Origin of the sequence: Massilia solisilvae, assembly GCF_024753215.1 — a bacterium.
In the GTDB taxonomy this organism is placed as follows: Bacteria; Pseudomonadota; Gammaproteobacteria; order Burkholderiales; family Burkholderiaceae_D; genus Telluria; species Telluria solisilvae.
In genome coordinates this window covers 93,973-106,884 of sequence record NZ_JANUGV010000008.1, presented here as the reverse complement: position 1 = coordinate 106,884, position 12,912 = coordinate 93,973, and the positions used below count along the sequence as shown (strand labels likewise).

The following is a 12,912-nucleotide window of genomic DNA, read 5'->3' as shown; positions in this document are numbered from 1 at the left end:
TGGTATTTCGGTTGCTTATTCGGGGGCCACGACGCCCATGGAGACGATGTACTTGAGCGCCGCGTCCACCGTCATGTCCAGTTCCACGACCTTGCTGCGCTCCATCATCAGGAAGAAGCCCGAGGTCGGGTTGGGGGTGGTCGGCACGTACACGCTGACGTAGTCGCCCTGCAGGTGGTTCTTCACGTCGCCGCCGGGCGCCCCGGTCAGGAACGCGATCGTATGCGAATCGGCGTGCGGGTACGGCACCAGCACCGCCTTGCGGAACGCATTGCCGTTCGACGAGAACAGCGTGTCGGACACCTGCTTGACGCTGCCATACAACGAGCTGATGACCGGGATGCGGCCCAGCAGCCGTTCCCACTGGCGCACCACGAAGTTGCCGACCAGGTTGTTGGTGAACAGGCCGATCAGGAACACGATCGCGATGGTCAGCACCGCGCCCACGCCGGGCAGGTCGAAGCCGATCAGGTGGCGCGGCTGCCAGGCCTCCGGCACGAGCAGCAGCGACTGGTCCAGCGTGCCGATGACGAGGTTGAGCACCCAGGCGGTGATGGCCAGGGGAACCACGACCAACAGGCCCGTGATGAAGTATTTACGCATCGTGTTCTCGTTGTTATCCCGCGGCCTTGCCCGGGAAGGGCGCGGCCAGCGGTGTTAGTTGCTGCCGGTGGACGTCGCGGCTGGCGCGGACTGCTCGGACGAGCCGGAGCTGCCGCCTGACGACGAGGAGCTGCCGCCGCGGAAGTCGGTCACGTACCAACCGGTGCCCTTGAGCTGGAAGCCGGCGGCGGTCACCTGCTTTTGGAACGCAGGCTTGCCGCAGGACAGGCAGGTGGTCAAAGGCGCGTCTGAAATTTTTTGCAGCACATCTTTGGAAAAACCGCATTCGGCGCAGCGGTAGGCGTAAATCGGCATAGCTGTACTCCGCAAAAATCTTCAAAACCCCACATTATAAAGCGTTTATGGGCGCTTTTGCCGATATGGGGGTGATGGGCAGGGTTCTCCAGACCCGCCTGTTTGCCGGCCGGCTGTTGTTTTTCGGTCCCCCGGCCCCGGTTTCGTTTGCCCAGCAATAACTTGCGTGCTTAAATAACACGCTTGTTAGCGGCGAGCAACGGAACCGCCGCCCGGAAGGTTCAAGAAACAGAAGCTATGCGCGATGGCGACATCGCCGCATTTCCGCAAAAAAACGACCGTATTGGGGGCCCGCGCACAGCGGGCTTTTTTTCGTCCTGCTGATCCGGGCTCACCCAGCATCACCGTCGTTCGGCGAAGGCCGGAACCCATGCTGAGCCTTCGGGAACGCGACCCTGGCGAGTCCCGATGCTCAGCATGGCTCCCGGCTTGCGCCGGGACGACGAGCTCAGGTCAACACTTAACGGTCATCTCAGGCCGGCAGGCGGCGCCAGACCATCCAGCGTTCCTTGTTCTGGAAGATGGGGATCGAGTCGGTCACCGCTTCGTCCGCGATGCACTCGAAATACGGCGTCAACAGCTCGTCGAGCTTCGCGCGGCTGGTACCGAACGGCGGCCCCTTGGGCGCGTCATCGAAGTAGAAATACCCGGCCAGCATGCCGCCGGCCGGCAGCAATTGCGCCCAACGCTCCGCCAGCCTGGGCAACATCTCGCGCGGCATCGAGCAAAAGAACGCGCGCTCGTAGATCAGGTCCAGCGGCCGTGGCGGCACGTAGGTGAAGAAGTCGGCCTGCACCACCCGCTCGGCCCATTTGCCGGCCACCGTCATCGCGCTGGCCACGGCCGCCGCCGAAAAGTCGATCGCGATGGCGTCCCAGCCGGCCTCGCTCAGGTACGCCAGCTCGTAAGCGCTGCCACAGCCGGGAATCAGGGTCGCGAGCGGCCTGGGCGACGCGGCCACGAAACGGCGCAGCGCCTCCGGCACCCCGGCCCGGTCCCACGGCGTAAAGCCGCGCGCGAAGCGCTCGTCCCAGAACGCGGCACTCTTTGGGTCGCGCGTATCGAAGGACGGCGTGCTCACGAACGCATCCACCAGTGGCCGTACAGGTAGGTGATCGCCACCGCCGAGAACAGCAGCCCGAGCAAGCCGGCCACCAGCATCAGCACGCGGTTGGTGCGCCGCTGGTGGTGCATCAGCTCGCGCAGCAGGGCCGAGTCGTTCACTTCCAGGTCGGTGGTCTTCTCCAGCGCCTGGTAGATCAGGCGCGGCAGCTGCGGGAAGATGTGGGCGTAGCGTGGCGCCTCGGCTTTCAGGCGATCCACCATGCCGCGCCAGCCGACCTGCTCGTTCATCCAGCGCTCCAGATACGGCTTGGCGGTCTTCCACAGGTCCAGGTCGGGGTCCAGCTGGCGGCCCAGGCCTTCGATGTTGAGCATGGTCTTTTGCAGCAGCACCAGCTGCGGCTGCACCTCGACGTTGAAGCGGCGCGAGGTCTGGAACAGTCGCAGCAGCACCTGGCCGAACGAGATGTCTTTCAGCGGCCGGTCAAAGATCGGCTCGCAGCAGGCGCGCACCGCCGACTCCAGCTCGTCCACGCGGGTGTCGCGCGGGGCCCAGCCTGATTCGATGTGCGCCTCGGCCACGCGCTTGTAGTCGCGGCGGAAGAAGGCGATGAAGTTCTGCGCCAGGTAGTCCTTGTCGAAATCGTTGAGCGTGCCGACGATGCCGAAGTCCAGCGCAATGTAGCGGCCGAAGGTGGCCGGATCGACCGAGACCAGGATGTTGCCAGGGTGCATATCGGCGTGGAAGAAGCCATCACGGAACACCTGGGTGAAGAAGATTTCGACGCCGTCACTGGACAGCTTCTTCAGGTCCACGCCCGCCGCTTCCAGCCGGTCGATCTGCGACACCGGGATGCCGTGCATGCGCTCCATCACGATCACGCTGCTGGAGCAATAGTCCCAGAACATTTCCGGCACCAGCAGCAGCTGCGAGCTGGCAAAGTTGCGGCGCAGCTGGCTGGCGTTGGCGGCCTCGCGCATCAGGTCCAGCTCGTCGTGCAGGTATTTATCGAACTCGGCCACCACCTCGCGCGGCTTCAGGCGCCGGCTGTCGGTCCACAGTTTTTCGACCAGCCCGGCGGCCAGGTGCATCAGCGCCACGTCCTCGTCGATCGACTTCTTCATGCCCGGCCGCAGCACCTTGACCGCGACCTCCCTGCCGTTCTTGAGCGTGGCAAAGTGCACCTGGGCGATCGAGGCCGACGCCACCGGGGTGCGCTCGAAGCTGGCGAACAGCTGGTCCGGGTGGGCGCCCAGCGAGCGCGTGATCTGGGCGATCGCGAGGTCGGAGTCGAACGGCGGCACGCGGTCCTGCAGCAGTGCCAGCTCGTCGGCAATATCGGGCGGCACCAGGTCGCGGCGGGTGGACAGCACCTGGCCAAACTTGACGAAAATCGGGCCCAGTTCCTCCAGCGCCATGCGCAGGCGCACCCCGCGCGGGGCGCTGATCTTGCGCCAGAAAAAAATCTTGTCGAGCAGCTTGGCGGTCCGCGGGACCGGCAATTCGGAGACGATGATCTCGTCGAGCCCGTAACGGGTGGCGACCGAGAGGATTTTCAGCAGGCGCAGGAATTTCAATAGCATCAGCGGTCCGTGGTGGTGTTCCCGCCGGCGGCGGTGATGGCAGTGGCCGCGCTGCGCTGCGCGAGCTTTTGCTCCAGCCGGGCGATGCGTTTGTCCAGGCGCTCGACGTCGTCGCGCGTGCGGACCACGTCCTCGGCGAACTCGGCCACCACGGTGGGCCTGACCAGCACCGGGTTTTCTTCCAGCAGGTACTCGGCCACGTTCTCGGCCAGGCGGCGGCCGGTGGCGCCGGCGCCGGCGATGACGCTCTTCGCGCCGCCCACCAGCCGGGTCGCGCCGATCGGCCCGAACAGGCGCTCCAGGTCATGCTCGGCGTCCCAGCGCAGGCCTTTGGACAGCTGCGAGATCGTGTTGGCGAACTCGGCGTCGCCCTCGATCTTCACGTACGAGAATGCGCGGTCGCGGTTCTGGGCGATCAGCGGCAGGTCGGACAGCTTGACGTGGATGGTGACGTTGGCCGGGTCTTCACTGTTGCTGCCCTCGACCATGCCGTCGCGCGTCACGCGCAGCCGCAGCCGCAGGTGGCCGGTGTCGATGCAGGCTTCCTTGCCGGCATGCAGCGCCAGCGCATCGCGCGCCCACGCTTCCTGGGCCAGCAGGTGGTTAATTGCAGCAATCGCGGGGGCCATCAGCGCGCGCTGGGGCGACAGGAGTGAAGGATTCGGGACCATGGTAAATAACTCACTGGATCCCCGTGTTCGCGGGGACAGGCAAACAAAAACCGCCCGGTTCAAGCGGGCGGTTTTGATCTTACCAGTTTGCTGGACGCAATTCCGTCCGCACGGGTTGTTTAGTTAAAAATATTACTGAACCTGCTGGATACCCGCCAGCACCCATCCGCTCGCGCCGGACAGCGGCTTGGCCAGGTTCCACACCTCGACGAAGGGCTCCGGCGCGGCGCCCGGCGCGGTGCGGATCATGCCGTTGAACTGCACGCTGGCCAGGTAGTCGCGGTCGGACTTCTCGATGCCCAGCAGCTGGGCGTCGATCGAGACCACGTCGGTGAAGTCGTTGGCGTTGCGCTCGAGGATCTGGGTCTTGAGCTCGGCAAACACTTCCGGCGCAGTGAACTCGCGCAGGTCCTGCACGTCGCCCTTGTCCCAGGCCGCCTGCATGCGGATGAACATGGACTTCGCTTCGCGCAGGAACGACGGGGTATCGAAGTCGGTCGGCACACCCCACGGCACGTGGGCGGCAGGCTTGTCCAGCGCGACGCCCTGGTTCAGGCCGGAGCCAATTTCCGGGGTGCTGCTGTAGGAGCTGGGCTGCCACGGCTGCTGGTTCATGCCGGAGCCGATTTCCGGGGTCGCCGACGCCGGCATCGGGTCGCGGTTGAAGCCCTGGAACGGCGTCGGGTTGGCCGGGGTGTCCTTGCGGCGGAACATGCGCACGATGAAGATCACGGCAAAGGCCAGGAGCGCCAGCATCAGCAGCGACGAAATCATGCTGGCGGCGGCGCCGCCAATGCCGAAGTGGCTGAACAGCGCACCCAGGCCCAGGCCGAGCAGCGCGCCGCCCAGCACGCCCTTCCACATGCTCGGGCGCTGCTGCGGCATCGGCTGCGGCATCGGCGCCGGGCGGGCCTGGTTGCCGTACTGCGGCTGCTGCGCCGGCGACGGTGCGGGCGCGGGCGCGGGCCGCTGCATCTGGCGCACCGGCTGCGACTGGCGTCCGAACGAGCGGCCGCCGCCCATCGGGCGCGCGGTGGCTTCCGCGATCATCGACAGCGCGGTGATTGCCAGCATCATGGTGACCAAGAATTTTTTCATGCTCTACGCATCCTAAAATTTGATGCCGGTGTGCAGCGCAGCCACACCAGCAGTCAGGTTAAAGTACTGCACGCGTTCCAGTCCCGCGGCCTCCATCATGCCCTTCAGCGTTTCCTGGTCGGGGTGCATGCGGATCGACTCGGCCAGATAGCGATAGCTTTCGGAATCGTTGGCGATCTGCTGGCCCAGCCACGGCAGCACCGAGAACGAATACACGTCATACGGCTTTTGCAGCGGCGCGGCCACCTTCGAAAACTCCAGCACCAGCAACTTGCCGCCCGGCTTGAGCACGCGGCGCATTTCCGCCAGTGCCTGGTCCTTGTGCGTCATGTTGCGCAGGCCGAAGGCCACGCTGACCCGGTCGAAATAATTGTCCGGGAACGGCAATTTTTCCGCGTCACACAGCAATGTTGGGGTGACAAGCCCTTTGTTCAAGAGGCGATCACGGCCGACGCGCAGCATCGACTCGTTGATGTCGGTGAGCCACACTTCCCCGCTCGGCCCGGCCTGCTTGGCAAAGGCCTTGGCCAGGTCGCCGGTGCCGCCTGCAATGTCGAGCACCTTGAAGCCCGGGCGAATGCCGGCCTGGGCGATGGTGAACGCTTTCCAGATGCGGTGCAGGCCGCCGGACATCAGGTCGTTCATGATGTCGTACTTCGCGGCGACGGAGTGGAAAACCTTGGCGACCTCGTGGACCTTCTCGTCTTCGGAGACGGTCTTGTAGCCGAAATGGGTGGTGTTGGTCATGATGGCAAGACGGATTGATCTTGCCGCATTATACAAGGGGGCACACGGTCCGGCGCCCGCACCAGCGCTGCCGTTGCCCGAACCCTCCGTTGATGCCCCGTAAATGGGGCCGGCCGTGGCTGGCTAACCTGATCTTGGCAAGCTCATCGGCGGCCAGCGCCGAGATGGAGGACAGATCATGGCAACCATTTACGTCGATCCCAGCGCCGCCGCTCCGGGCAACGGCACGCTGTCCAGCCCGTTTCGCTCCTGGACCAGCGTCACCTGGGCGCCCGGCAACACATACCTGCAAAAACGCGGCACCACCTACACCGGCGTCTTCAGGTTGTCGGCCAGCGGCACCAGCCTGCAGCGCATCACGGTCGCCGCCTACGCGCGTGCCGATGGCACCGATGACCCGACCCGGCCAAAGCCGGTCATCATCCTCCCGGGCGCGCCCACCACGCCCGCCAACGGCGCCTCGATTGCCGTGCACAACCAGGAGCGCGACTTCGTCACCTACCGCAACCTGGACATCCGCAACACCGCCCTGCCCGAAGGCAGCGATGTCGCGATCATCTGGCTGGGCAACAACTGCGTGTTCGAAAACATCAACCTGGCGTCGAATTGCGCCGGCGTCTATGCGTTCGGCAAGAATCACGTGACGGTCTCGGCCTGCGTGCTGGACGTGGTCAGCAACGCCGCGGCCTTTGCCAACCACGGCATCCTGGTGGCCGGCGCCGCTTCCATCGACGACATCCGCATCCTCAACAATACGATCCGCCACCACGGCGGCGGCACGCCGTCGTCGCACGGCATTCGCTGCGAGACCTACACGAGCACGGCCTTCTTCACCAACCTGGCCATTCGCGGGAACCGGATCTCGCCCCCGCCGGGCGTGCCGTACAGCCGCAACCGCGGCGCGATCGGCATCTACCTGGTCAACGGCAATGCGGCCCAACTGGAGCGCAACACGGTGAACGGCATGCTGACCGGGATCTTCATCAACGGCGGCAGCCGCGATTATCTGGGCAGCAACAACTGCAGCAACAACATGAACTTTGGCATCCACATCACCGGGCTCGCCACCTCCTTCCTCATCGAATCGAACACCTGCAACGCCAATGGCGGCCCCTTGACCGCCACGTACTATGGGCGCGGCATCGAGCTGTCGTCCAAGGCCGGCGCCGGCGCCGTTTCGGGGCACACCATCCGGCGCAACACCTGCAGGTTCAATTTCAACTTCGGCGGGCCGCTGGATAACGGGTCGGAAGGCGTGGGCATCGGCCTGGACGACGGGACGACCCGGTGCTCGGTCTATGGCAACAATATTTCGAACAACGAGGGGAACGGGATCCAGCTCTACGGCGGTGGCGACCTCGTGAAGTATCCGGATACTGGCGGCAACATGATCATGGCCAACCGGATGGATTCGAACTGCACCTATTCCGTGCTGGGCCGGCGCAGCGGCGGGACCACGCCCAGCCCGTTCTATGCGCACATTGCGCTGGCGTGGATCTATGGCAGCCGGACGACCATCACAAACAATGTGTTCAGCGGCACGACGCGCGGCGGGATTTCCGAGGAAGTCCACTGCTCGAACATCCTTGCAGTGAACAACATCTACATTGGCGTGCCCTACCCGGCCAAGGCCAGCCCGCCTGCGGAACAGGCGTGAGTTGGACGCGTGGGCGGAAAACCGCCCACTCTACGTTTCGTCGGCGTCCTTGCGCGCGCCATCGGGCGGCTGCTGCGAGCGCATCCAGCGGCGCACCCAGGCCATGGCGATGACCGGCACCACGGCGGTGACGACCACGATGACGATGGCGGTCGTATCCATGGGATTCAGTGGTGGTGGCCGCAGCCGTGCTGCACCGGTGCGCCCGGCACCACCGTTCCCGGTTCGCGGCCGCTGTCGCCCGCAAAGCCGGCGTCGTGCAGGCGACCCAGGTAGGCCTGCCACAGCTGCTGCTGTTCGCTGCCCAGCTTGTACAGGTAGTCCCAGGTGTAGATGCCAGTGTTGTGGCCGTCGGTGAACAGCGGGCGCACCGCGTAGTTGCCGACCGGCTCGATGCCGTCGATGCGCACGTCGCGCTTGCCGACCTGCAGCACTTCCTGGCCCGGGCCGTGACCCTTCACTTCCGCCGACGGCGAGTACACGCGCATCAGCTCGAACGGGATCGAAAAAGCGGCGCCGTCGTCGAAGGCAATGTCGAGCAGGCCCGATTTCTGGTGGACGGTGAGGGAGGTGGGGTTAGGCATCTTGTTCTACCCTTCTGCCAGGGCCGCGTGGCCGGTTGGCTCAGCATGGGTCCCGGCCTGCGCCGGGACGTCGGTTCAAACGGTGGCGGTGCGAGCGGGTTTAGCGTTTGTTCAGGCGGTCCTTGATCGCGGCGGCCAGCCGGGGCAGCAGCGCGCGGCGCGCGGCGAGCAGCTTTTCGTCCGGCTTGCGCACTGCATTCGCCCACACCGGGTTCGGGAAGTGCGCGTCGTCCACGTAGCGCGGGATCACGTGCCAGTGCAGGTGCGGCACCACGTTGCCCAGGCTGGCCACGTTGATCTTGTCCGGGTCCATCACCTCGCGCACCGCGGTCTCGACGTGCCAGACGACGTCGTTGATCAGGATGCGGTCGGCGGGCGGCAGGTCGCTCATTTCCTTCACGTGCTCGTTCCAGATGACCCGGCAAAAGCCCGGGTAGTTCGGATCGTCCACCGGGATCACCGACAGCTTTTCATCCCGGTACAGCGGAGGCACCACCAGCTGGCACAACTCGCAACCTGCTACTTTCGTCATACAAGAACCCTCTCGATACCGCCATTGTTGGCGCGCGCAACGTAGTCGGGCATCCAGTCCTCGCCCAGCAAATGCCGCGCGATCTCCACCACGATGTAGTCGGCGTCGGTGCCCGCGTCGTCATTATAGCGGTGCAGGCCCTGCAGGCAGGACGGGCAGCTGGTCAGGATCTTGACGTCGCCCTTGAAGCCGTCGGCGCGCAGCTTGTCCGCGCCCTTGACCATCTCGTCGGCCTTGCGGAACTTGACCTGGGTGGCGATATCCGGGCGCGACACGGCGAAGGTGCCCGACTCGCCGCAGCAGCGGTCGTTCTTCTCGATCTTCACGTTGTCCACGGTGGACACCAGCGCGTTGACGGTCTTGACCGAATCCTGCAGCTTCATCGGGTTGTGGCACGGCTCGTGGTACATGTAGCGGGTGCCGGTCACGCCTTCGAGCTTCACGCCCTTCTCCAGCAGGTACTCGTGGATGTCCATGATGCGGCAGCCCGGGAAGATCTTCTCGAACTCGTAGGTGGCCAGCTGATCGTAGCAAGTGCCGCACGAGACCAGCACGGTCTTGATGTCGAGGTAGTTCAGCGTGTTGGCCATGCGGTGGAACAGCACGCGGTTATCCGTCATCATCTTGTCGGCCTTGTCGTACTGGCCGGCGCCGCGCTGCGGATAGCCGCAGCACAGGTAGCCCGGCGGCAGCACGGTCTGCACGCCCACTTCCCACAGCATCGCCTGCGTGGCCAGTCCCACTTGCGAGAACAGGCGCTCCGAGCCGCAGCCCGGGAAGTAGAACACGGCCTCGGTGTCGGCGGTCGTGGTCTTGGGGTTGCGGATGATCGGGATGATCTTGTCGTCCTCGATGTCCAGCAGCGCGCGCGCCGTCTTCTTGGGCAGGTTGCCCGGCATCTTGCGGTTGACGAAGTGGATCACCTGCTCGCGCACGGGCGCCTTGCCGGTGGTCGGCGGCGGCGCCTTCTTGCTCGGCGCGGCCAGCTTCTTGAGCACGCTCGCGCCCAGGCGCTGGGCCTTGAAGCCCCAGTCGATCATCGCCTTGCGGGTGGCGTTGATGGTGGTCGGGTCGGTCGCGTTCAGGAAGAACATCGAGGCCCGGTTCATCGGCTTGAAGCTGCGCTTGTCCATCTTGCGCAGCAGGTTACGCATGTTCATCGACACGTCGCCGAAGTCGATGTTGACCGGGCACGGCGTGACGCACTTGTGGCACACGGTGCAGTGGTCCGAGACGTCTTCGAACTCTTCCCAGTGGCGGATCGACACGCCGCGGCGGGTCTGCTCTTCGTACAGGAAGGCTTCGATCAGTGCCGAGGTGGCCAGGATCTTGTCGCGCGGCGAGTACAGCAGGTTCGCGCGCGGCACGTGCGTGGTGCACACCGGCTTGCACTTGCCGCAGCGCAGGCAGTCCTTGACGCTGTTGGCGATGGCGCCGATGTCGCTCTGCTGCATGATGAGCGATTCGTGCCCCATCAGCCCGAACGACGGCGTGTAGGCGTTGCGCAGGTCGGCGTAGGCGGTTTCGGAGTTGAGCAGCTTGCCCTTGTTGAAGCGCCCTTCCGGGTCGATGCGGCGTTTGTAGTCGCGGAAGTCGCGGATCTCGTCGTCCGTCAGGAATTCGAGCTTGGTGATGCCGATGCCGTGCTCGCCCGAGATCACGCCGTCGAGCGAACGCGCCAGCTTCATGATGCGCTCGACCGCGCGGTGCGCGTCCTGCAGCATCTCGTAGTCGTCCGAGTTCACCGGGATGTTGGTGTGCACGTTGCCGTCGCCCGCGTGCATGTGCAGCGCGACGAACACGCGCGAGCGCAGCACCGTCTTGTGGATTTCGGTGCAGTCGTCCAGGATCGGCTTGAAGGCCGCGCCGTAGAACAGCTGGCGCAGCGGTGCGCGCAGCTCCTGCTTCCACGACACGCGCACCGTGTGGTCCTGCACCACGTCGAACAAGCGGGCATGCGGCTGCTGCGCCAGGCGCGCCGCAAACACCGGGTCCAGCTGCTCCAGGCCGAATTCGGCCAGCCGTGCGCGGGCCTCGGTGAGCGGCAGGTCCAGGCTGTCGCGGATCCAGCGCCAGCGCGCCGCCACGCGCGCCAGCAGGTCGTCGGCCTGCTGCGGGCGGTCGCCCAGGATCTCGTTCGCGTCCACGCCCTCGCCGGTGGCGTCGTCGCTCTTCTCGATCGGCAGGCCGCCGGCGGTGAAGTAGGCGTGCAGCTCTTCGACCAGCGCCAGCTTGTTCTTGATCGACAGCTCGATGTTGATGCGCTCGATGCCGTCGGTGTACTCGCCCATGCGGGTCAAAGGAATGACCACGTCCTCGTTGATCTTGAAGGCGTTGGTATGCTTGGCGATGGCGGCGGTACGGGCGCGGTCGAGCCAGAACTTCTTGCGCGCCTCGGCCGAGACGGCGATGAAGCCCTCGCCCACGCGCGTGTTCGCAAGGCGCACCACTTCGGACGCGGCCTGCGCCACGGCGTTCTCGTCGTCGCCCACGATGTCGCCGAACAGCGCCATCTTGGGCAGCGTGCCGCGCTTGGACTTGGTGGCGTAGCCGACCGCACGCAGGTAGCGCTCGTCCAGGTGCTCCAGGCCCGCCAGGCGCACGCTCGCGAACTCGGGTTTGCCGGTCCTGGGCAGGTTGTCGAGGTAGTCCTTGATCTCGACGATCGAAGGGATCGCGTCGCGCGCCTGGCCAAAGAACTCCAGCGCCACGGTGCGGGTGTGCTTGGGCATCTTGTGCAGGATCCAGCGCGCGGACGTGATCAGGCCGTCCGTGCCCTCTTTCTGGATGCCCGGCAGGCCGGCCAGGAACTTGTCGGTCACGTCCTTGCCCAGGCCCTCCTTGCGGAAGCGCCGGCCTTCGATGGTCAAGGTCTCGGTGCGGAACGGTGCGTCCTTCGCTTCGCCCTTCGCGCTCGGGTGGGTCCATTCGAGCTTGAAGACGGCGGTTGGCGCGTCGTGGATCTTGGACAGGTTGTGGCCGACGCGGGTCACTTCGAGCCAGTCGCCGTTCGGATCCACCATGCGCCACGAGGCCAGGTTGTCGAGCGCGGTGCCCCACAACACGGCCTTCTTGCCGCCGGCGTTCATGGCGATATTCCCGCCGATGCAGGACGCGTGGGCCGAGGTCGGGTCCACCGCGAACACGAAGCCGGCTTTTTCCGCGGCCTGCGACACGCGCTGCGTTACCACGCCGGCGCCGGTGTAGATGGTCGCGTAATCGCGGTCCACGCCCGGCAGGCGCGACATCTCCACGTCGCCCAGGTCGATCAGCTTTTCGGTGTTGATCACGGCCGACATCGGCGTGAGCGGGATCGCGCCGCCGGTGTAGCCGGTGCCGCCGCCGCGCGGGATGATGGTCAGTCCCAGCTCGATGCAGCCCTTGACCAGGCCCGCCATCTCTTCCTCGGTGTCCGGCAGCAGGACCAGGAACGGGTACTCGACGCGCCAGTCGGTGGCGTCGGTCACGTGCGAGACGCGGTGCATGCCGTCGAAGTGGATGTTGCGCTTGTCGGTGTAACGGCCCAGCACCTTCACGGCGCGCTTACGCAGGTCGTACATCTGCTGGAACTCGCGCGCGAAGTCGTCGACCGCCTTGCGGGCGGCGGCCAGCAGCTGCGCGACCGCGGTGCTGCGCGCACTCGCCGCTTCCACGTCGGCCTCGCCGGCATCGACCATCACGCGGCGCTTGTCCACTTCGGCCAGGCGGTGATGCAGCGCATCGATCAGGCCCTGGCGGCGCTTGGGGTTGTCCAGCATGTCGTCCTGCAGGTACGGATTGCGCCGCACCACCCAGATGTCGCCGAGCACCTCGTACAGCATGCGGGCGGAGCGGCCGGTCTGGCGCGCGCCGCGCAGCTCGTCCAGCAGGCGCCAGGCCGGTTCGCCGAGCAGGCGGATCACGATCTCGCGGTCGGAGAACGAGGTGTAGTTGTAGGGAATCTCACGCAGGCGCGCCGGGTTGGCGGTGTCTTCGAGCAGGGCTTGGATGTTTGCTGGGGCGTTCATGAATGGAATCGACTTTCGGACTGGCCCGTTTTCAGACCAGCCATTCTAGCTT

The 12,912-nt window shown here is 65.5% G+C and carries 12 protein-coding genes; 1 reads left to right on the top strand and 11 read right to left on the bottom strand.

Annotated features, from left to right (window positions below; genetic code table 11):
• Positions 1–15: 15 nt before the first annotated feature.
• The 7 genes from NX773_RS21340 to ubiE all read right to left on the bottom strand — a co-directional run bounded on the left by NX773_RS21340 (position 16) and on the right by ubiE (position 6,080).
• Positions 16–603 (bottom strand): DUF502 domain-containing protein, encoded by a 588-nt coding sequence (locus NX773_RS21340; protein ID WP_258823258.1) that lies wholly within the window; start codon positions 601–603, stop codon positions 16–18.
• A 54-nt stretch (positions 604–657) separates the two neighbouring features.
• Complete coding sequence (locus NX773_RS21335; RefSeq protein ID WP_258858280.1) at positions 658–918, bottom strand: FmdB family zinc ribbon protein; 261 nt, start codon at positions 916–918, stop codon at positions 658–660.
• Positions 919–1,390: 472 nt separating this feature from the next.
• A complete protein-coding gene (locus NX773_RS21330) occupies positions 1,391–1,999 on the bottom strand; it encodes a methyltransferase domain-containing protein (RefSeq protein ID WP_258858279.1) in 609 nt (202 codons plus the stop codon).
• The gene (gene ubiB, locus NX773_RS21325) at positions 1,996–3,564 is read right to left on the bottom strand and encodes a ubiquinone biosynthesis regulatory protein kinase UbiB (RefSeq protein WP_258858278.1); all 1,569 of its coding nucleotides are present in this window, start codon (positions 3,562–3,564) and stop codon (positions 1,996–1,998) included. Before ubiB ends, NX773_RS21330 begins: the two co-directional genes overlap by 4 nt.
• A complete protein-coding gene (locus NX773_RS21320) occupies positions 3,564–4,235 on the bottom strand; it encodes a ubiquinone biosynthesis accessory factor UbiJ (protein ID WP_258858277.1) in 672 nt (223 codons plus the stop codon). Before NX773_RS21320 ends, ubiB begins: the two co-directional genes overlap by 1 nt.
• 132 nt (positions 4,236–4,367) lie before the next feature.
• On the bottom strand, positions 4,368–5,333 hold the full coding sequence (locus NX773_RS21315) for a Tim44 domain-containing protein (RefSeq protein ID WP_258858276.1): 966 nt from the start codon (positions 5,331–5,333) through the stop codon (positions 4,368–4,370).
• Between the two features lie 12 nt (positions 5,334–5,345).
• Positions 5,346–6,080 carry a bifunctional demethylmenaquinone methyltransferase/2-methoxy-6-polyprenyl-1,4-benzoquinol methylase UbiE gene (ubiE, locus tag NX773_RS21310; RefSeq protein ID WP_258858275.1) on the bottom strand — a complete coding sequence of 245 codons (735 nt, stop codon included), beginning with the start codon at positions 6,078–6,080 and terminating at the stop codon, positions 5,346–5,348.
• 178 nt (positions 6,081–6,258) lie between these two features.
• Between ubiE and NX773_RS21305 the strand changes: the two genes are divergently transcribed.
• A complete protein-coding gene (locus NX773_RS21305; protein ID WP_258858274.1) occupies positions 6,259–7,737 on the top strand; it encodes a right-handed parallel beta-helix repeat-containing protein in 1,479 nt (492 codons plus the stop codon).
• A 30-nt stretch (positions 7,738–7,767) separates the two neighbouring features.
• Here the strand turns inward: NX773_RS21305 and NX773_RS21300 are convergent, their stop codons facing one another.
• From NX773_RS21300 to NX773_RS21285, 4 genes are all read right to left on the bottom strand, one after another.
• On the bottom strand, positions 7,768–7,899 hold the full coding sequence (locus NX773_RS21300; RefSeq protein WP_258858273.1) for a hypothetical protein: 132 nt from the start codon (positions 7,897–7,899) through the stop codon (positions 7,768–7,770).
• A gap of 5 nt (positions 7,900–7,904) precedes the next feature.
• Positions 7,905–8,321 (bottom strand): gamma-butyrobetaine hydroxylase family protein, encoded by a 417-nt coding sequence (locus NX773_RS21295; protein WP_258858272.1) that lies wholly within the window; start codon positions 8,319–8,321, stop codon positions 7,905–7,907.
• A 100-nt stretch (positions 8,322–8,421) separates the two neighbouring features.
• Complete coding sequence (locus tag NX773_RS21290; RefSeq protein ID WP_258858271.1) at positions 8,422–8,853, bottom strand: HIT family protein; 432 nt, start codon at positions 8,851–8,853, stop codon at positions 8,422–8,424.
• Positions 8,850–12,860 (bottom strand): DUF3683 domain-containing protein, encoded by a 4,011-nt coding sequence (locus NX773_RS21285; RefSeq protein WP_258858270.1) that lies wholly within the window; start codon positions 12,858–12,860, stop codon positions 8,850–8,852. Before NX773_RS21285 ends, NX773_RS21290 begins: the two co-directional genes overlap by 4 nt.
• Positions 12,861–12,912 lie beyond the last annotated feature (52 nt).